The following is a 19505-nucleotide window of genomic DNA, read 5'->3' on the forward strand; positions in this document are numbered from 1 at the left end:
CATCCGCTGCCTCAAACGCTACGTCGCCCGCGAGCTCTACCCACTGCTGCACCAACCCCTCGACAATCCATAGGGGCATCCCCGGTATCCGGCCGCCCGGCCCACTTGCGAGACGAAACCTGGACTCCGTCTCGGCGACGCCATGACCGGCAGAACACGCCCTACCCGGTGTAGCCGGCGAAGATCCGGCTGAAGTCGTACGGCGCCTGCGGGATGTTGGTGCACATGTAGAGCGCCCCGGTGCAGGCGTTGCGGTCGCGGGTCAGCTCCCAGAAGGACAGCATGCCGAGGTGCTTGCCCTGGGCGAAGGACACGAGCTGGCGGGCGTCGTTCTGGTCGTACACGTGGCCGTCGTCGTTCTGGCCGAGCATCGGGGTGACCCCGACCATCCGCCAGACCTGGGCGTCGGTGCGGTCCGGGTACAGCGACTTCAGCTGGGCGAACGTCGAGTTCGCGGCCTGCACGGCGAGGTCGCCGTAGTCGCCGGCCCGGTAGTAGTCCATCGCCATGACGTTGACCAGGTCGATGCTCACGCCGGCGTCGCGGGCGGACCGGACCACGCCGAGGCCGTCGGCGGTGAGGCCCTCGGGCAGCACCGGCAGCGTCAGTGAGACGCGCAGGCCGGGGTTGGCGCGCTGCAGCCCGGCGAGCGCCTGCGACCGGCGGTTGACCGAGGTGGGGTCCGCGGTGGCCGACCCTTCGATGTCCAGGTCGATGTACTTGAGGTTGTACGCGCTGACCACCGCCTGGTACTCGGCCTGCAACGCGGCGACCGAGGTGCAGGCCTGGGCCAGCTCGATGCCGGTGGCGCCGCCGAAGGAGATCTTCACGTCCCCGCCGCGGGCCCGGACGGCGTCGATCTGGTCCTTGGCCCAGCCGGCCCGCGGGTCGTACGCGTTGAACCACATGGCCTTGCACGCCGACGCGGTGATGAAGGCGAGCGTGACGTTCTTGAGGTTGCCGCTGCTCACCATCGTCGACAGGGTCGGCGTGGGCCAGGCGCCCATGTCGACGTACGGTGCGGTGGCCAGTCCGGCGGTGGCCGGCGGGGGCGGCCCGGTCGGGGGAGTGGTGGGCGGCGGCGGTGGGGTGTCGCCGTCGCAGGCGCCGAGGTCGCGCCAGATCGAGGCGGCGGCGACCGGGGTCCAGCCCGCGCCCGGTGGCGGGGTGTGTGCCACCAGCGCCTCGTAGAGCCGTCCGTTGTAGATCACCCGGGCGCCCACCGGGTACGCGGTGCCCTCCGCCCAGAGCGGAGCGTTCGAGCACGCTACGAGCACCGATACGCCGGTGCCGGTCGCGGCGAAGCTCGCCGGTGCGGTCGTCATCGCCGCTGCCACGGTGGCCGCACCCGCCGCCAGTGCCACCCATCGATGCACAGTTCTCATGCAATTGAGCTTTGTCGATGCTTTGACTTATTGTCAACACTCTTAAACATTTCATCGGCAGGTGCGCAGAGCTACCGCGCGGTAACTGAGGTGGGTAGCGTGGCGGTAGCCGTACCCGGGTCAAGGGGGTAGACCGTGACCACGACGCAGCGCAAGCCGGCCGACGTCTCCGAGAAGCAGGCGCGACGGGTCGCCGAGGCGGCTCGGGAGTCCGAGTGGCGCAAGCCCAGCTTCGGCAAGGAGCTCTTCCTCGGGCGCTTCCGGCTCGATCTCATCGATCCCTGGCCGGGCCCGGAGCCACGCCCCGATGCCGACGACTTCCTCGCGAGGCTCGAGGCGTACGTGCGCTCCGAGATGGACGGTGCCGCCATCGAGCGGGACGCCCGCATCCCGGACGAGGTCTTCCACGGCCTTGCCCGGCTCGGCGCCTTCGGCATGAAGATCGACAAGGAGTACGGCGGCCTCGGGCTGTCCAACCTGCATTACTGCAAGGCGCTCACGCTCGTCGGCTCGGTGAGCCCGGCCGTCGGCGCGCTGCTGTCCGCGCACCAGTCGATCGGCGTGCCGCAACCCCTCAAGATCTTCGGCAGTCCCGCGCAGAAGAAGGCCTTCCTGCCCCGGCTCGCGGCCGGCGAGGTGTCCGCCTTCCTGCTCACCGAGCCCGACGTGGGCTCCGACCCGGCGCGCCTGGGCACCGTCGCGGAACCGGTCGAGGGCGGCTACCGGCTCAACGGGGTCAAGCTCTGGGCCACCAACGGTACGGTCGCCACGCTGCTGGTCGTGATGGCCCGGGTGCCCGACAAGGGCATCACCGCGTTCGTCGTCGAGGGCGACGCTCCCGGCATCACGGTCGAACGGCGCAACGAGTTCCTCGGCCTGCGCGGGCTCGAGAACAGCGTGACCCGGTTCCATGACGTGTTCGTGCCCGAGGAGAACGTCATCGGCGGACTCGGCAAGGGCCTGCGGATCGCGCTGACCACCCTCAACACCGGCCGGCTCTCGCTGCCCGCCATGTGTGTCGGCGCGGGCAAACGGTCGCTGGGCATCGCCCGCGAGTGGTCCGCGCAGCGGGTGCAGTGGGGCCGGCCGGTCGGGCAGCACGAGGCGGTGGCCAAGAAGATCGCCTTCATCGCCGCGACGACGTACGCGATGGAGTCGATGCTGGACCTCAGCTGCCTGATCGCCGACGACGACCGCAACGACATCCGCATCGAGGCGGCGCTGGTGAAGCTCTTCGCCAGCGAGATGGCCTGGCAGGTGGCCGACGAGCTGGTCCAGATCCGCGGCGGCCGCGGCTTCGAGAAGGCCGACTCGCTGTCCGCGCGCGGCGAGCGCCCGTCCGAGGCCGAGCAGATCCTGCGCGACCTGCGGATCAACCGCATCTTCGAGGGCTCCACGGAGATCATGCACCTGCTCATCGCCCGCGAGGCGGTCGACGCCCACCTGTCGGTTGCCGGAGACATCATCGACCCCGACGCGGGCCTCGGTCGCAAGGCCCGCGCCGGCGCCAGGGCCGGCGCCTTCTACGCGCGGTGGCTGCCCACCCTCGCGGTCGGCCGTGGCCAGACCCCCGCCGGGTACGCCGAGTTCGGACCGCTCGCCGCCCACCTCAGGTACGTCGAGCGCGCCTCCCGCAAGCTGGCCCGGTCCACCTTCTACGCCATGTCCCGCTGGCAGGGCAAACTCGAGCGCAAGCAGGGATTCCTCGGCCGCATCGTCGACATCGGCGCCGAGCTGTACGCGATGTCGGCGGTGTGCGTCCGCGCCCGGGCCGAGCGGCGCGAGCGGCCGGAGGGCGCCGAGCTGGCCGACCTGTTCTGCCGCCAGGCCCGGCTCCGCGCCGAGGCGCTCTTCGCCGCGCTCTGGGACAACACGGACGCGCTGGACGTGAAGGCCGCCCGGCGCGTCCTCGACGGCCGCTACGCGTTCCTGGAGGAGGGGACGGTCACGCCGCCGAGCGACAAGGCGTGGGTGGCGGGCTGGCAACCCGGGCCCGCCACCGTGGACGACGTGCGCCGGCGCATCCCGCCACCCTCCTGACCCGCTACCGGGCTAGCAGGCGCCCGGCACCCACGAGCACTCGACGTCCTCGCCGTTGCGCGTGACGACGTGCCGCGGGACCGGCGGGAGCTGCCGCGCCCTCAGGTTCGCCGCCGACGGGCCGCCGGAGCTCGCGATCGCGACCGCGGCGGTGTCCAGGATGTCGCTGACGTTGGACTGCGCGGCGTTCGACACCGACGAGAACAGCAGCTTGCGCCCGCTGCGGTCGGCGACGTACCCGGACAGCGCGTTGACGCCGGTGAGCGTGCCGGTCTTGCCGTGCAGGTTGCCGGCGGCCGGGGTGCCGCGCATGCGACTGGCCAGGGTGCCACCGACCAGGGGGCTGGGGTCACCGGCGATGGGCAGGGCGGCGTACCAGGTGGCGAACCACGGCCGGGCCTGAGCGCGTTGGAGCAGGTTGGCGATCTGCGCGGCCGTCAGCCAGTCCCGGCGGGTCAGGCCCGAGCCGTCACCCATGGTGATCTTGCCGGTGTCGACGCCCAGCGTCCGGAGCGCGCCGGTCGCGGCGGCCAGGCCGGTGCTCCAGCTGCCCGCGGAGCCGGGCGTCTTCGCCCGGCCCATCGCCTTGGTCAGCAGCTCGGCGTGCCCGTTGTTGGACAGCTTCAGAAAGTACGGCAGGAGCTGGCTGAGCGGGATCGACGCGTGATCGGTGATCGTCTTCGCGGAGCTGGGCGTGGTGCCGGTGGTGGTGGCGCCGGCCACCGTCACGCCCTTGCGCTTGAGGGCGTCCCGGAACACACCGATGGCGACCTTGGCCGGATCCTGCACCGAGACCAGGCTCGTCTTGGCGGCGCCGCGCAGCGGGATGGAACCGGTCAGGGTGATCGTGTTGGTGGCGTGCCCGCGAGTGGCCGAGATGCTCGTGGCCGAGCCGGCGGCGCCGGTGACCGTCTTGTTGACGATCTTCACGACCGAGTTCGCCGGCGTCACCGCCACGACGCCCGCCTTGCCCGCGGCGCTGCCCGGCTTCGTCACCAGCGAGACGGCGCCCGCGTTGAAGTTCGCGTCCGCGGCGACGGTCAACGCCGAGATCGGCGCGTTGTCGGCGTACGTCTCGTCCTGCCACGACCAGTCCAGGCCCAGCGGCGTACGGTCGAACCACGAGTCGTCGGCGACCAGCGACCCGGTGACCTTCTTGATGCCGGCCCGGGCGACGGCAGCGGCCATCGCGTCGAACTGCGCGTACGTCATCGTCGGGTCGCCCTGCCCGCGCAGGTACAGGTTGCCGGACACGGTCGTGCCGCTCTTCGTGCCCGAGTAGCGGGCGACGGTGTGGAACTTGTAGCCCGGCCCGAGCACCTCGAGGGCGGCGGCGGAGGTCATCAGCTTCTCGTTCGACGCCGGGATGACCCGCTGGTCGGCGTTGTGCGAGTACACGACCGACCCGGTGGTGGCGTCCCGGACCTGCAGCGCCGTGGTCGAGCCCGCCAGCCGGGAGTTGGCGAGCACCTGGTCCAGCGTCGCGACCAGGGCCGCGTCCGAAGCGGTCGTCGTCGTCTCGGCGGAAGCGGTGCCGACGGCGAACGCCGTACCGGCGACGGCGACGGCGACCACCGCCACAGCCGGCAGCATCGGCAGCTTGGTGCGCACTCTACGCATGGACCCTCTACTCTGCTCTCGTCGGAAGCGCCGGAAGGCGGCGGCGCACATCCTCGCACGAAAGCCGCTTCCGGGTGGGGCACCCGTCACACCGCCCTGGCCGCGGGACGGCCCGTGCTGCGACCATCACCGGCATGGGCAAGCTCTACGAAGCGATCGACGGCCGGCTCCGCGACTTCATCCTCCGACAGCCCGTGTTCTTCGTCGCCACCGCACCGAGCGGCTCCGGCGGGCACGTCAACATCTCCCCGAAGGGAGGGGCGGGCTGCCTGGCGGTCGCCGACGAGCGCCGCGTCGCCTACCTCGACTACACCGGCAGCGGCGCCGAGACGATCGCCCACCTGCGCGACAACGGCCGCATCACCCTCATGCTGTGCGCGTTCCAGGGACCACCGAAGATCGTCCGGCTGCACGGGCAGGGCCGGGCGGTGCTCCCGTCCGACGCGGGCTTCGCCGAGCTGCTGGCGCTGTTCCCGCAGGAACCGGCCCGCGGACTGCGCTCGATCATCGAGGTGACGGTCGAGCGGATCAGCGACTCCTGCGGCTACCAGGTGCCGCTCATGGAGTACGCCGGGGACCGCGACCTGCTCGAGCGGTGGGCGGAACGCAAGAGCGACGCCGAGCTGGCGGACTATCGGCGTACCCGTAACGGCCGGAGCATCGACGGCCTCCCGGCGATGTCCGACTGATCTCAAGAGCGGCTCAGCTTTCCTCAGGACCACTGCACCCGCGGCCGCGCCCGCCGATCGCAGGCTCGTCGCCGGGACCGCCGGCGGCCGATGAGCCGCGAGGAGAGAGCACATGCTTCCGGGTGTCCGCCGCATCATCCTCCTGGCGGTCGCCGCGGCACTGTCGTTCCTGGCGGCGGTGGTGAGCGTCGGCGCGATCAGCCTCGCCGAGGCCGGCCAGAGGCTCGACGCGATGTACCGATCGAACGAGGGGGGTGCGTCAGTGAACCTCAGCGGACTACGCGCCGAGGTGGAACACATCCGCTACGTCGTCGAGATGGCGCCGTTGGACAGAAGTGCCGGCAAGGCCCTCAGCCGGAGCGAGGTCCGCCAGTCCTCGTGTCGCTTCATCAGGGAAGCGGGACGACGGAATCCCTATCAGATCATGCTGCGCGACTGCCCCGCCGCGATGCCCACCGGCGGCGACCCGGCGCTGGCCGAGCTGGAACAGGCGTGGGACCAGCTGCGGGAGGTGTCCCTCGCCGAGCTGGACGCGGACACCCGCACGACGCCTTCTCCCGTGCAGTCGGACCGGCTGAGCGCTGCGGAACAGCGCGTCACAGCCGTGATCGACGAGAGGTCGCGCACGCAGCTCCTGGCGAGCCGGCGGGAGCGAGAACGGGAGCTGTCACGGATCCACACGGAGTACAGCCGCTACAAGGTGATGGTCGGCGTCGTGTTCGCGACCGGTGGACTGCTCGCCCTGGGCGCCGCCGGCCGGCTCCTTCGTCACCGGAGGCGCGTGCTGCGCGCGGCGTGATCAGTGCAGGTCCGGGGTGGCGTGGCCGTCGCCCCAGATGGCGACCTCCCCGTTGGCCAGGCACACCATCAGCAGGCCGTCCGGGCCGGTGACCGCCCAGGACTCGAAGTCGGCGTCGACGCCGACGAGCAGGTGCGAGCCGCTGCGGAAGGTGATCTGGAGCTCGCCGTCCGCCCGCGTACCGGCGCTCTCGACGACGTCGCCGAGCAGCGTCGCCAGGGCGTCGGAGGGGTTCTCCCCCGGTTCGACGTCGACGCGGCCGCGCGGACCGTGCAGCTGGGTGACCGTCTCGATCAGGACCTGGTAGCCGCCGGAGAAGGCGAGGACGAAGGCGTGACCGAGCCTGACATACTGCAGTTTCGCTCCGGCCAGCAGGTCGATCGACCGTGCCTGCCGTGGACGGCGTCCGGCGCCCTTGTCGGCGACCATGACTGGCAACATGACGTACCTCGTTCGGGCTCGTCGGATCTTTGACGGCAGGACCGTAGCTCCGGCCGCCATAAGAGAGCCTTAACAACGCCAGAGCAATTCGTGAACCACTCTCACAGCGGTTCGGGCGTTTATGCCCGGAATGCGCGTCGCTATGCTGGCGGCCATGGATGACCTCCCGCTCTACCACGAATGGCACGGCAGGTCCGGCGGCTCCCACCCGCCCCTGCTGCTCCTCCACGGTGGCGGTTCGACCATCGAGTCGAACTGGGGGCGGCTCATCCCGGCGCTGGAGGACGTACGGCGCATGCTGGCCGTCGAGCTGCAGGGGCACGGCCGGACAGGTCCTGGCGACGGGCCGGCGTCGTTCGAGGGCTCGGCGGACGGTGTCGCCCGGCTGCTCGGCGAGCTCGGCGCCGGGCCGGTCGACGTGCTCGGCTTCAGCAACGGCGGGCAGGTCGCGATGCAGCTGGCCGTCCGGCATCCCGGTGCGGTACGCCGGCTCGTCGTCGCCTCCGCGCCGTTCCGCCGGGACGGCATGATCGAGGGATTCTGGGACGGGCTGGCGGCGGCGACCTTCGCCGACCTTCCCCAGCCGTACCGGGACGCGGATCTCGCGGTCAGCGGCGACCCCGCGCACGCCGAGCGGATGTTCGAGCTGGATCGGGAGCTCATGCTCACCGGATTCACCGACTGGCCCGAGGCCACGGTCGCCTCGATCACCGCGCCGACCCTGGTCGTGGCGGCCGACCGGGACGTGGTGCGGACCGAGCACACGGTTCTGCTCGGCTCGCTCATCCCGAACGCCCGGACGCTGATCGTGCCGGGGAACCACGGGGACTACCTGGGCGAGCTCGCCGCCGCGGTGGACAGCGGGCCGCTCGAGCGCACGCTCCCGTTCATCCTGGACTTCCTGAGCTGACGCGCCACGCTCGTCACGCGCCGTGCGGCGCCCAGTGACCGGGCGTCGTGGGCTGCGTCCCGTGCACCGGATGCGCCGGGTCGGGGTAGGCCGGATGCGACGGCGCGGCTTGCGGGTAGGGCGCGTGCTGGGGTGCGGGAGCCGGTGCCCCCATCAGCCCCGAGGGCAGGTCCTGATAGGAGCTGGCCGGGGCTACCGGGTAGGCGTCCTGATACGTGACTCCGGCCGCCGGCGTGGCGGGCTGCGCCGCATATCCGCCGTCGAAGGCGGGCGTGGCGGGCTGCGTCGGATACCCGCCGTCGAAGGCGGCGGTGTGCTGCGGGCCGGCCGGTGCGTAGTGGTGGCCGTATCCCGCCGCGACGGGCGGCGCCGCCCGGTACACGCGGGTCGCCTTCCGCGCCCGCAGCGCATGGATGACCGCCCAGACCGGCGCCGCGAACGCGTAGTAGAAGATCCAGAACTCGGCCGGTTCGGCTACGAAGAGGTAGGTGGCGTAGCTCAGGAAGCCGACGCTGAAGAGGCCCTCCACCACCCGGGCTCCCATGGACAGCCCGAAGCCGCGTACGGCGATGATCGACAGCACGAGACCGCTGAAGGCGAGCAGAGCGACATAGGCGTGGAACTCGCCTTCCGACACGCGGGACTCCGATCGTGAGGATGAGCTGCCCAGGCTCCGGTCGCCTGGGTGCAGAGCGGGTGCGGGAGGGGTGCGGCTCGGTAGCGGGACCGGGCACGGAACCCTGACGGTGCGTTGAGTCCTGGTTGAGGTTCGGTCCGGATAGTGGCCTGCATGACGTCCACCGCCAGGCGGCTGACCGCTGCCGCCGTTCTGCCGCTCGTGTCGCTTCCGCTGTTGGCCGCCCGGCCCGCGGAGGCAGCCGCCGCGCACCCGCCGAAGTACTCGCTGGAGGCGACGGTCGCCCCGGCGGCCATGACGGCGCGTGGCTGCCTTGCCGACCCGACCTGTGTCTTCGCCGCGGACCCCTCCGGTGGCGACGACTACCTGGCGTTGCAGGGCGCGGTCACGCAGGCGGCGGCTCTGGTGCGTCCCGCCGTGCTGGACGCCGACGGTGCCGTGGTGACGCCGGCCCGCCCGGCCACGGTGCTGCTCGCGGCCGGCACCTACCGGCTGAGCCGGGGCCTGCAGCTTCCGCCGAATGTGAACCTGCGCGGGCGGGGCATCACCGACACCACGGTCTCGATGCTCACGGCGTACTGGCAGAACTTCACCTACGGGTATCTGATCAGCTGGGACTACCACAGCCGCGAGGCCGGCAGCAGCAACCTGGTGTCGGACCTGACCGTCAACGGCAACTGCCGGGAGGGTGCCGGCGCTCCGGTCCGGCGAGACCTGCCCGGCCGGCCCGGCGAGTTCTGCGACTTCCGCGGGCCCCGCGGTGATCTCGCCAGCACGAACGCCGGCGGCGGCATCGCGGTCGGGGACCGGTGGACGGTACGCCAGGTGCGCTTCACCAACCTCGAGTACTTCAAGGTGTGGGTGGGCGACGGGGTGAAGGACGTCCGGATCGTCGACAACCGCTTCGACAACTGGGGCGGCGCCGAGTCCGGCGACGAGGACAACGTGGGCGGTGGCAGCCGCAACGACGGCGTCGTCGTGGAGGACAACCAGTTCGACAAGACGATCCGGGGCAACAGCTTCGACTTCACCAACGCGATCCGGACCACGGTGCGGCACAACACGGTCAGCTCCGACGGCGAGGTCGCTGCCGCCCGCGGCGAGACGTCGGGCTCCGGGAACATGTACCTCGAGGGCCTGGTGCAGGCCACGGTCGCCGACAACGTCCTGTACGGCGCGCAGATCAGCCTGAAGACGAACGGCGGCTACGAGCACAGCGGCGAGAACAAGGACATCACGAACCCGCGCGACTCGGTGGTGTCGGGCAACCGGATCAGCTACGCCGGGGAGGCGGGAATCATCGTCGTCTACGACGACTACCGCGACGCCGACGCCTCGGTGGGCACCGTCGGCGGCTGGGACGACAGGAGCACGGCGGCGACCGACCACATCGTGCGGCCCGGCGGCAACAACGTCATCCGGGACAACGTCGTCGAGTACGCCGGCCGCTCCGGCATCCTGGTGATCGGCAGCTACGGCCACGCCAAGGACGCCGCCGACACCATCACCGGCAACACCGTCCGCAACTCCGGGTGGGGCGGCTCCACCGGCTACGACACCGGCGCCGGGCTCTTCGACACCGCCGGCATCGGCCTGTCGATCGGCGACGGGGACCGGATCTACGGCAACACCGTCGCCGACAAGCCCTCGCAGAAGTCCACCTGGTACGGCATCCACCTCGGTGCCCGCCGCGCGCCCACCGTACCGTCGAACACCGTGCTGACCGGGCCCGCCGGAGAGACCAACGTGGTCTCCGACGTCATCGCCTCCGCCTACCGCACCGTGGCCGCGGCGCCCGAGGCCCCGGCCGGCCTCACCCGCAGCGGCGCCACCCTGAGCTGGGAGGAGTCGTACGCGCTGGAAAGCCGCCCGATCGCCGGATACCGCGTGTACCGCGACGACGAGATGGTCGGGGACCTGCCCGTCGGCAGCGCGACGATCCCGGGCAACCTGCTCACGGCCGGTGAGTCGGGCTTCGAGACCGCCGCCGCGGGCACCTCGGGCTGGACCGCCGGGTTCCGCACCACGCTCGTCCGGGTCGGCGGCGGCGGCGCGAACGGTACGGGCGCGATGTCGGTCAAGTCCAGCGGCACCGGCGAGGTGAGCTTCGCCGGGCGCAAGCTGTCCGCCACGCCCGGCCAGGTGTACACGTCGGTCATCTCGGCGGAGGCGCAGGGCGCCGGCCGCTGGGTGCGCGCGGGCCTGCAGGTCACCACCGCCTCCGGCACTGTCCTCAACCTGGCGACGGGCAACCGGGCCACGACCGACTCGGCGACCGGCTGGATCACCAGCAGCTACTCGTACCAGGTGCCGGCCGACGCGGTGTCGGTCCAGGCCTGGTACCTCATCGAGGGCACGGTCGCCGACGAGGTGCACCTGGTCGACCGGCTGGGGCTGGTCGCCGGTACGCGAACCGAGCAGTGGACCGACCCGAAGCCGCGCGCGAAGACGGCGGCTTACCACGTGGTCGCGTACACGGCGGCCGAGAACTCGACGATGTCCAGCGCTCAGCTGTAACCGGAGTAGCCACGTCCGCGCGCCACATCGACGGCGGCGCGGACGTCGGCTATCGGGGTCTCGTGCCCGAGCACACCGTCGATGAGGAACAGCACCTCGTCGGCGGTGAACGGCTTGGCGAGGTAGTAGCTGGCCCCGCTCTCCCGGCCGCGCGCGGCGCAGTCGGGAGCCGCGGTCAGCAGCAGCACCGGGACCGCGGACGCCGCCTCGACGCGGATGCTGCGCAGGACCCCGTACCCGTCGAGGTGCGGCATCATGACGTCCAGCACGACGAAGTCGGGCCGCAGGCTCGCGAACGCCCGGACGCCGTCGGCGCCGTCGACGGCGACGTGCACCTCGTGGCCGTCGAGCTCCAGCACGTCGCTCAGCAGCTGCCGGATGGCGGGGTCGTCGTCGACCACCAGGACCTTGGCCATGAACATCCTTTCCTGGAAAAGAAGTCAGCGCGCGAACGCGTGGATCATCTGCAGGACGCCCGGCCCGAGGATCACCACGAACAGGGCGGGGAACAGGCAGAACAGCACCGGGAACAGGATCTTGATCGGCACCTTCTGGGCGATCTCCTCGGCGCGCTGCCGGCGCCGTACCCGCATCTCGCCGGCGTGCTCGCGCAGCACCGCGGCGATCGGGATCCCGAGTTCGCCGGCCTGCACGACGGCCGTGACGAAGGTCCGCAGCTCCGGGACGGTGGTCCGGGCGGCCAGCGCCCGCAGCGCGGCGGCCCGCCCGACGCCGAGCTGCATCTCCTGCAGCACCCGCAGCAGCTCGCGCGCCATCGGGGTGCGGCCGTGCTGGGCGACCTGCGCCATCGCGGCGTCGAAGGCCAGGCCGGCCTCGACGCTGATGACCAGGGTGTCGAGCACGTCCGGCATGGACAGCAGGAGCTCCTGCTGCCGCTTCAGCGCCATGTTGTAGATCAGCAGGTCGGGCCCGTGGAAACCGGCGGCCGCGCCCACGGCGCCGCCGACGACGGCACCGCCCACCGCGCCGAGCAGGCCACCGAAGCCGGCGCCGAGCACCGTCCCGGCGACCAGGGCCACGCCCTTGAGCGGCACGACCCGCTGCAGCGGCAGCGCCGGTGGGTTTCCGGCGTAGTCGAGGTGCCGCTGCAGCCGCGCGACCACGGCGGACGGGGTGAGCACCGTGCCGAGCCGGCCCAGGCGGCGCCCCAGCGGCCCGCCGAGCCGCTCGGCGAACGGCCGGTCGCGAGGCGCCACGAACGTGGCCGGGTCGGGCCGGGGAACCGACTCGAGCAGCCGGGCCACCGCGGCGCCGGCCGGGGCACCGGCGAAGGCGAGTGCCAGCACGAGCACGGCGCCGGTCAGGGCGGTCAGGCCCAGGCCGAGGAGGACCGAGGGCGGCACGCTACACCTCCACCTTGATGAGCTTGCGCAGCCACAGGCCGCCGATCAGCACGCCGATCACCGAGGCGCCGAGCATCAGCAGCCCGAGCGGCTCGGTGTAGAGCGGGCGCAGGTACTCGCGGCGGAACACGAACATCCACGCCGCCAGCACGATCGGCATGCCGAACAGGATCAGCGCCGACAGCCGTCCCTCCGCGGAGAGCGCGCGGACGTGCCGGTGCAGGCGGGCGCGCTCGCGCATGGTGCCGACCGCCGTCTCGAGCACCTCCGAGAGGCTCCCGCCGACCTCCCGCTGGATGCGGATCGCCATGACCAGCCACGAGAGGTCCTGGCTCGCGTTGCGTTCGGCGACGCGTTCGAGCGCCTCCTCGAGGTCCCCGCCGAGCCGGGTCTCCGCGAGGGCCCGGCCGAGCTCGCCGGCGATCGGTTCGGCGCCGTCGCGCACCAGCGCGTCCAGCGACTGCGGCAGCGAGAAACCCGAGCGCAGCGAGCCGACCAGCAGCTGCAGCGCGTCGGGCAGCTGGCCGCCGAACGAGCGCGCCCGGCGGGTGGCACGCAGCCTCAGGTACAGGCCCGCCCCGCCCCATCCGGCGAGCAGGCCGCCGGGCAGGCCGACCCACCAGGGCAGCACGGTCACCAGGGCGATCGCCGCGCCCACCGCGAGGCCCAACCGGATCAGCTGCCACTCCGCCGGACGCAGCGAGCTGCCGGCGCGGTCCAGCATCAGCTCCAGGCGCTGGTGCCGGTCGGGTTGCTGCACGGCGCGCTCGGAGACCTCCATCACGGCGCGGACGAGTCCGTTGCCACCGGCGCCGCTCTCCGCCGGTGGGCCGCCGCGGGCGGGCACGAACCGGTCGAGTTCGCGCAGGCGCCGCCGGACCCGGCCCCGGCTGAGCAGCGGACGCAGTGCCAGCAACGTCAGGCCGAAGATCGCCACCGCCACCACGGCCAGCGTGGGCGCGGGCCCGGGCGCGCCGGAGCCGGAGGACAGGACGGGTGGAGGACCCGAACCCGCGGCCGGGTCGGCGCGGAAGGTCACCGGAGCACCGGCTTCGAGATCCCGGGACCCCAGCTTCATCCGTACGCGGAGCAGCACCGTCCGCCCACCCAGCTCCGCCGGCACGCCGGCCCGGACCACCATCGGTGCCGACAGGCTCTCCGCCATGTCGCGAAAGGACGCGCGCAGCGCCGGGGCGTCGGCGGCGGTCAGCACGCGCCCACCGGTGGCCCCGGCGAACCCGGCGAGGCGCTGGCGATCCGCCTCCGCCCCGAACGCCACCGCATCCAGGGTGGCGTCCGCTCGCGCGATGGTGGTCAGCAGCCGGTCCGCGCCCACGCCGGAGGACGTGTCGGCGCCGTCGGACAGCACGACGATGCGCCGCTCGAGCACGTCCTGGGACTCGAGCAGGTCCTGGGCGGTGCGGATGCCGTCGTAGAGGGCGGTCCGGCCCTTCGCGGCCAGGTGCGCGACCGTCACGCCGAACGCGGCCCGGTCGGTGGTGGGCGCCAGCGCCACGGCGGCGTCGTCGGACACGGTGACCATCCCGAGCCGGACCTCCGCCGGTGCGGCCGCCGCGTAGTCGAGCGCCGCCGCGCGGGCCGCGGCCAGCCGGGCACCCTTCATGGACCCGCTGGTATCGAGGACCAGGACCACGGCGCGGGCCGGTGCCTGCCCGGACGTGCCGGCGACGGTACGGGTCTGCGCCGCGAGCGTGACACCGTCGGCGGTGACGCTGACGTGCGCACCGGCGAGCGTGACCCCGGACGGCAGGTGCCGGCCGGAGACGAAGAACTCCACCGCGCCGGGCGACGGCTGCACGCCCGTGACCACGATTCCCGGCTCGGCGGCCGGAGCAGCGGCGGCCCCGGTCCCGGTCGGCAGGATGACGCCCAGCAGCGCCGCGGCGAGCAGGCGCCGGATCATCGCGGACCCGCCTGGAAGACCTCGACCGGGACCGTCACCCCGTGGGCGGCGAGATGGTCGAGGAACCGTGGCCGCAGGCCGGTGGGCTGCAGCTTGCCGCGGAACCGCCCGGCCGCGTCGGTGCCGGCCCGCAGGTCGAACAGGAACAGGTCCTGCAGGGTGACGATGCCGGACTCCATGCCGACGACCTCGGTGACGTGGGTGATCCGGCGGCTGCCGTCCTGCAACCGGCTGACCTGGATGATGAGGTGCACCGCCGAGGCGACCTGCTCGCGGATGGCGCGTACCGGAAGGTCCATGCCCGCCATCAGGACCATCGTCTCGAGCCGGGCGAGCGCGTCGCGGGGCGTGTTCGCGTGCAGGGTGGTCAGCGACCCGTCGTGGCCGGTGTTCATGGCCTGCAGCATGTCCAGCGCGGCGCCGTCGCGGACCTCGCCGACGACGATCCGGTCCGGGCGCATCCGCAGGGCGTTGCGGACCAGGTCCCGGGTGGTCACCGCGCCGCGGCCCTCCACGTTCGGCGGCCGGGACTCGAGGCGTACCACGTGTTCCTGGTGCAGCTGCAGCTCCGCGGCGTCCTCGACGGTGACGATCCGCTCCTCGGCCGGCACGAACCCGGAGAGGACGTTGAGCGTCGTGGTCTTGCCGGAGCCGGTGCCCCCGCTGACGACGATGTTGAGGTGCCCGCGTACGCAGGCCTGCAGCAGATCCGCGGTCTGGCGGGTGAGGGTGCCGAAGGAGATGAGGTCCTCGACGGAGAACGGGTCCCGGGAGAACTTGCGGATCGTCAGCGAGGAGCCGTCGAGGGCGATGGGCGGCACGACGGCGTTCACCCGGCTGCCGTCGGGCAACCGCGCGTCGACCATCGGGCTCGCCTCGTCGACGCGGCGGCCCACGCGCGACACGATGCGGTCGATGACCCGGCGCAGATGGGCCTCGTCGGCGAACTCGGCCGCGGCGGTCTCGAGGCGGCCGCCGCGCTCGACGTAGATGCGGTGGGGGCCGTTCACCATCACCTCGTTGACGCTCGGGTCGCGCAGCAGCGGTTCGATCGGCCCGTGCCCGAGGATCTCGTCGGTCACCTCTTGGGTGATGCGCGCCCGGTCGGCGCTGGTCAGCGGGGTCTCCTCGGCGGCGAGCAGCTCGGCGACGGTACGGCGTACCTGCAGCTCCAGCTCGTCGGCGGCGCCCATGTCGTCGTACAGCTTCGGGCCGAGCAGCTCGGCCAGCCGGCGCTGGATGCGCAGCCGCACGTCGGCGAGCGGGTCGGGGGCCGGGCGGCCGGCGGCGGAGCGTGCCGGGCCGCTCTCGGGCCGTGCCGGTTCCGCGGGCCGCTGCCGCTGGGACAGGTGTTCGCTGAGGCCCATCTCAGCGCCTCCGGCCGAACAGCCGGGCCAGCGGGCGCCGCGCCCGGTCGTCGTCGCGGGCGCCGCAGCGGGCGGCGAGCTCGGCCATCGCCCGGGCCACCGGATGCGCGGGGCGGTCGGCGGCGAGCGGCACCCCGCGGTTGACCGACAGCGGCACGTCCCGCGACGACGGCATCAGCACCGCGGTCGGCTGTCCCAGCGCCTTCTCGACGTCCGCGACGGTGAGGCCGACCTCCGAGTCGGCCCGGTTCAGCACGATCAGCCGGCGGTCGGCCGGGTACTGGAGCATCTCGAAGGTGGTGAGGGTGAGCCGGGCGCTCTTGAGCGAGGGCAGGTCGGGCGTCACCACCAGGGCGAACCAGTCGGTACGGTCCAGCGCGGCCAGCACCTGGTCGCTGACGTACGGCGGGGTGTCCACGACGATGTAGTCGTACATCGGGCGCAGCACTTCGAGCAGCTCGGCGACCAGCTCGCGGTCGACCTGGTCGCCCTCGGCGGGGCCGGCCGGGGCCAGCAGCGCGTCCATCCCCGGCCGGTACGGCGTGAGCAGCGAGCGGACCCCGTCCTCGTCCAGCCGGCCGGCCATGCCCACGGCGTCCGCCAGGCCCCGCTCCGGCGGGAGCTGCAGCAGGATGCCGACGTCGCCGAACTGCAGGTCGAGGTCGACGAGGCAGACCCGGCGGCGCCCGCCGCCGGCGAGGGTGACGGCCAGGTTGGTGGCGACGGTGCTCTTGCCGACCCCGCCCTTGCCGGCGAACACAGTGACCACCTGCGCTCCCGCCGCGGGTGCCTCCGGGTTCAGCCGGCGCGTCAACTCCAGGGAGCGGGCGCAGGCGGCGTCCACGGCGTCGCGGTCCCCGGCCGCGACGACGTCTCGGACGCCGGCGCGCAGGGCCTCGGCGAGCACGGTGACCTCGACGTGGTCGCGGAGCAGCACGACGCCGAGCGAGGGCCGCTCGACGCGCTGCCGGGTGGTGAACGCGACGGCCTCGGCCAGCGGTACGCCGGGACCCAGCACGACCAGCTGCACGTCGGGACGCTCGGTCAGCAGCGCCGGCAGCTGCGATGCTTCCGCTACGGCGTACGCGGGCTCGGCCGAACCGGGGAACGTGGGCTCCGGGCCGGGTTCACAGTAGATGGTCATCGTCATCGCCCACGCCGTCACGGGAACAGGGAGTTGTTGTCGACGCCCTCGTCGGGCTCCACGGTCGCGGTGTCGTCCAGCAGGGCCAGCGACAGCACACCGGTGAGCGAGACGTGGAGCAGCTTCTCCGCCTCCGCCTGGGTCACGGCGACGGTGACCAGCAGGCCGGCGGCCGTCTTGGCGCCGGAGCCCGCCGCGGCGGCCGGGTCCGCGGCGGGGGAGTCGCCCGCCGTCGCGGCCCCGGCGGCGCCGCGTTCACCCACCGCGATCACCTCGACGCGCGGCAGCAGCATGCGGGTGGCCTGGTTGTAGTCGTGGCCGCTGCTGAGGCCGTCGCCGGCGGGCACCCGCCCGCGCCCCTCGCGCATCGTGAACGTGGTGAAGACGGCGACCCGCGAGCCCGGGCGGACGTAGCCGGCGACGCGCGCGGCGGCGGTCACCTGCACGCTGACGGCGAGCTTGCCGTCCGGTACGGCCAGACCGCCGGTCACCTGGCTGGGCTCGGCGAACATGCCGCGCAGCAGCAGCCGGCTCGGCGCGACGTCGGCGGTGAGCACCAGCATGTCGAGCTGCTCGTCCACCTCGCCGAGCGCGGTGCCCGGCACGGTCGCCGCCGGCATGGCCACGCGTTCGGCGTACCCGCCGTCGCGGATGTCGGCGGCGCTCGTACCGGCGGGGATCAGCTGCTTGGTGACGAGCACCCACACCGCCTCGCGGCCGGCGAGGGCGCGCCGGTCGGCGCCGCGCACGTACGCGACCACCGCCACGCAGCCCGCGCCGGCGAGGACGGCCGCCACGAGCACCGCGAGAAGTCGCCGTCTCATCTCTGTCCCTCCTTCAGCCGACCAGGTTGACGATCGCGGCGCCGAGGTCCGGCCCGCCGATCCGGGCGCCGGTCGTGCGGACCAGGCCGCGGACGAAGTAGCCGTAGAGGCACCGCTGGGCGCCGCCGCACAGGCGCCGCCCGCTGAGCCAGGACGGCGCCGAGAAGCCGGAGAGCTGGTATCCGGTGAGGACGAACGACGCGAAGCCGGCCAGGTGGTAGGTGGTGCGGGCACCCTGCGACCGGACGGTGTCGTAGATCGGGATCAGGACCACGCTGTGGGCCTCCAGGGCCGCGCGCATGGCGGAACGGCACGGCTGCGACGCCGAGTTGCCCGTGTTGCCGCCGAAGGTGCCGTCCGCCTCGACGGTCACCGCGCACGACGCGGCCGGGTCGTCGAGCCAGCCGAAGCCGCCCGGCCGGTCCCAGCCGGACGGGCCGGCCGGGCAGGTGCTCAGCCCGCCGGCGGCCTTCAGCCGGACGATCCGCTCGGCCGTGGCCGGTGGCAGGCCCGCTGCCGGGGCCGGCCAGAACGCGGTGCCGTTGCCGGTCAGCTCCCGCCATTCACACAGGGAGAACGTCACGGCGAAGCCCTCCGCCACCAGGGGCGGACCCCAGGCGACCCGGGCGCAGGCGCCGACGGTGGTGCCGTCGTGGCCGCCGCTCAGCGTGCCGGCGAACACCGGCGGCAGTGCGGTCGCGCCGTCGGGCAGCCGGGTCTCGACCCGCACCTCGGCGTACGGGACGGCCGGCGGGACCGTGCCCAGGCAGCTCGTCCGGTTCGCCGCCGGGGCGGGGCAGCCGGGCAGGCCGGGTCCGCTGCCGCAGATCGCGGTGACGGTCGTCGTCGCGTCGGCGGCGTTGTCGTCGGCGTACCCGCGGGCGGTGGTGAGCTGGCCGGCGCAGCGCTCGGGCGTGGTGACACAGCCCTCGCCGACCGCCCACGCCGCCGCGTCCGCGCCGCTCTGAAGCTGCTCGCGTTCTGCGTAGAGGCGGCCGACGTCGACGACGACCGCGGCCACGCCGAGCAGCACGCCGACGCCGAGCACGATCGCCACGGTGGCGGCGACCGCGCCCTCGTCGCCGCGAGGCGGGCGGCGGCGTACGGTCATCCGACGCATGGCATGACTCCTCGCGCGACGATGGTGAAGGACCCGTCCGACCCGCCGCCGAAGAGGCTCATCAGCGAGCCGACGGGGGTCACGGGGCGGAAGGCGTGGGACACGCGCACCACGGCGTCGGCACTGAGGTCGCCGGCGCACGGGGTGACCTGCACGGACTGGACGGGGAGCGACCCGGCCGCGGAGGTGACACGCGCGCGGCCGTCGAGGCCGAGGGCCGCGGCCCGGGCGCCCTCGCGAGCCGCCTCGGTGAGGGTGATCTGGGCGTTCAACGCGCGGCCGAAGTCGATGATGCCGAACAGCAGGAGCAGCAGCAGGGGCAGGACGAGCGCCAGCTCCACCGCCGCCGCTCCGTCGTCACCGGGGGCGGGCGTGGCCGGCCGCGCGCGCCGGCCACGTCCCTCCCGGCTCACGGGGTCGGCGCCTGCACCTGGTCGGCCACGCCGCCGAACATGCTGCTGAGGTTGTCGCCGAGCAGGATCACCGCGCCGATGATGACGACCGCGATGAGGGCCACCATGAGGCCGTACTCCACGGCCGTGGCGCCCTCGTCGTCGCCGGGGGCGGGGTTGACCAGGGTCTGGACGATTCGAGTGACCATGAGAACTCCTCGGGTGCTTCGTTGTTGCGCTTTGTAGTCGTCCTGCAACCCAAAGTCATGAGCGGTTTTTTGATCTTTTCTTGAGACTTCCCGGCTGGCGGCCGTCGGCTAGCCTGGCGTCTC

18 protein-coding genes are annotated in these 19505 nt (G+C 72.9%); 5 read left to right on the forward strand and 13 right to left on the reverse strand.

Features of this window, described 5'->3' with window-relative positions:
• Window positions 1-161: 161 nt before the first annotated feature.
• Window positions 162-1385 (reverse strand): carbohydrate-binding protein, encoded by a 1224-nt coding sequence (locus AB0J80_RS33625; protein WP_364713257.1) that lies wholly within the window; start codon window positions 1383-1385, stop codon window positions 162-164.
• A 135-nt stretch (window positions 1386-1520) separates the two neighbouring features.
• Here AB0J80_RS33625 and AB0J80_RS33630 point away from each other — a divergent pair, with 135 nt between their 5' ends.
• Window positions 1521-3425, forward strand: a complete 1905-nt coding sequence (locus AB0J80_RS33630; protein WP_364713259.1) for an acyl-CoA dehydrogenase family protein — start codon at window positions 1521-1523, stop codon at window positions 3423-3425.
• Window positions 3426-3437: 12 nt separating this feature from the next.
• On the opposite strand, the gene dacB is transcribed toward AB0J80_RS33630, so the two are convergent.
• Window positions 3438-5045 carry a D-alanyl-D-alanine carboxypeptidase/D-alanyl-D-alanine-endopeptidase gene (dacB, locus tag AB0J80_RS33635; protein WP_364713261.1) on the reverse strand — a complete coding sequence of 536 codons (1608 nt, stop codon included), beginning with the start codon at window positions 5043-5045 and terminating at the stop codon, window positions 3438-3440.
• Between the two features lie 134 nt (window positions 5046-5179).
• On the opposite strand from dacB, the gene AB0J80_RS33640 reads away from it, so the two are divergent.
• Window positions 5180-5734: a pyridoxamine 5'-phosphate oxidase family protein gene (locus AB0J80_RS33640; RefSeq protein ID WP_364713263.1), complete on the forward strand. Its 555-nt coding sequence runs from the start codon at window positions 5180-5182 to the stop codon at window positions 5732-5734.
• A 112-nt stretch (window positions 5735-5846) separates the two neighbouring features.
• Complete coding sequence (locus tag AB0J80_RS33645) at window positions 5847-6533, forward strand: hypothetical protein (protein WP_364713264.1); 687 nt, start codon at window positions 5847-5849, stop codon at window positions 6531-6533.
• On the opposite strand, the gene AB0J80_RS33650 is transcribed toward AB0J80_RS33645, so the two are convergent.
• On the reverse strand, window positions 6534-6974 hold the full coding sequence (locus tag AB0J80_RS33650) for a DUF6188 family protein (protein ID WP_364713266.1): 441 nt from the start codon (window positions 6972-6974) through the stop codon (window positions 6534-6536). It abuts the gene before it with no gap.
• Between the two features lie 154 nt (window positions 6975-7128).
• Between AB0J80_RS33650 and AB0J80_RS33655 the strand changes: the two genes are divergently transcribed.
• The gene (locus AB0J80_RS33655) at window positions 7129-7884 is read left to right on the forward strand and encodes an alpha/beta fold hydrolase (protein WP_364713267.1); all 756 of its coding nucleotides are present in this window, start codon (window positions 7129-7131) and stop codon (window positions 7882-7884) included.
• 13 nt (window positions 7885-7897) lie between these two features.
• Here AB0J80_RS33655 and AB0J80_RS33660 read toward each other — a convergent pair whose 3' ends face one another.
• The gene (locus tag AB0J80_RS33660) at window positions 7898-8521 is read right to left on the reverse strand and encodes a hypothetical protein (RefSeq protein ID WP_364713269.1); all 624 of its coding nucleotides are present in this window, start codon (window positions 8519-8521) and stop codon (window positions 7898-7900) included.
• 153 nt (window positions 8522-8674) lie between these two features.
• Here AB0J80_RS33660 and AB0J80_RS33665 point away from each other — a divergent pair, with 153 nt between their 5' ends.
• The gene (locus AB0J80_RS33665; RefSeq protein ID WP_364713270.1) at window positions 8675-11038 is read left to right on the forward strand and encodes a hypothetical protein; all 2364 of its coding nucleotides are present in this window, start codon (window positions 8675-8677) and stop codon (window positions 11036-11038) included.
• On the opposite strand, the gene AB0J80_RS33670 is transcribed toward AB0J80_RS33665, so the two are convergent.
• The 9 genes from AB0J80_RS33670 to AB0J80_RS33710 are packed head-to-tail and all read right to left on the reverse strand — an operon-like array spanning window position 11029 to window position 19382.
• Complete coding sequence (locus AB0J80_RS33670; RefSeq protein ID WP_364713271.1) at window positions 11029-11454, reverse strand: response regulator; 426 nt, start codon at window positions 11452-11454, stop codon at window positions 11029-11031. The two genes, AB0J80_RS33665 and AB0J80_RS33670, sit on opposite strands and share 10 nt — an antisense overlap.
• A gap of 24 nt (window positions 11455-11478) precedes the next feature.
• Window positions 11479-12402, reverse strand: a complete 924-nt coding sequence (locus tag AB0J80_RS33675) for a type II secretion system F family protein (protein WP_364713273.1) — start codon at window positions 12400-12402, stop codon at window positions 11479-11481.
• Between the two features lies 1 nt (window position 12403).
• Window positions 12404-14326 (reverse strand): type II secretion system F family protein, encoded by a 1923-nt coding sequence (locus tag AB0J80_RS33680; RefSeq protein WP_364713275.1) that lies wholly within the window; start codon window positions 14324-14326, stop codon window positions 12404-12406.
• Complete coding sequence (locus tag AB0J80_RS33685) at window positions 14323-15693, reverse strand: CpaF family protein (RefSeq protein WP_364713276.1); 1371 nt, start codon at window positions 15691-15693, stop codon at window positions 14323-14325. The genes AB0J80_RS33680 and AB0J80_RS33685 overlap by 4 nt, the downstream gene beginning before the upstream one ends.
• A 1-nt stretch (window position 15694) precedes the next feature.
• The gene (locus AB0J80_RS33690) at window positions 15695-16843 is read right to left on the reverse strand and encodes a P-loop NTPase (RefSeq protein ID WP_364713277.1); all 1149 of its coding nucleotides are present in this window, start codon (window positions 16841-16843) and stop codon (window positions 15695-15697) included.
• Window positions 16844-16854: 11 nt separating this feature from the next.
• Entirely contained in the window at window positions 16855-17661 is an 807-nt protein-coding gene (locus tag AB0J80_RS33695) for an RcpC/CpaB family pilus assembly protein (RefSeq protein WP_364713279.1), read from the reverse strand.
• A gap of 13 nt (window positions 17662-17674) precedes the next feature.
• Complete coding sequence (locus AB0J80_RS33700; RefSeq protein WP_364713281.1) at window positions 17675-18781, reverse strand: pilus assembly protein TadG-related protein; 1107 nt, start codon at window positions 18779-18781, stop codon at window positions 17675-17677.
• The gene (locus AB0J80_RS33705) at window positions 18769-19194 is read right to left on the reverse strand and encodes a TadE/TadG family type IV pilus assembly protein (protein WP_364713283.1); all 426 of its coding nucleotides are present in this window, start codon (window positions 19192-19194) and stop codon (window positions 18769-18771) included. The genes AB0J80_RS33700 and AB0J80_RS33705 overlap by 13 nt, the downstream gene beginning before the upstream one ends.
• A complete protein-coding gene (locus AB0J80_RS33710) occupies window positions 19191-19382 on the reverse strand; it encodes a Flp family type IVb pilin (RefSeq protein WP_364713285.1) in 192 nt (63 codons plus the stop codon). Before AB0J80_RS33710 ends, AB0J80_RS33705 begins: the two co-directional genes overlap by 4 nt.
• Window positions 19383-19505: the final 123 nt, after the last annotated feature.

It is taken from the genome of Actinoplanes sp. NPDC049548 (genome assembly GCF_040676695.1).
Taxonomy (GTDB): Bacteria; Actinomycetota; Actinomycetes; order Mycobacteriales; family Micromonosporaceae; genus Actinoplanes.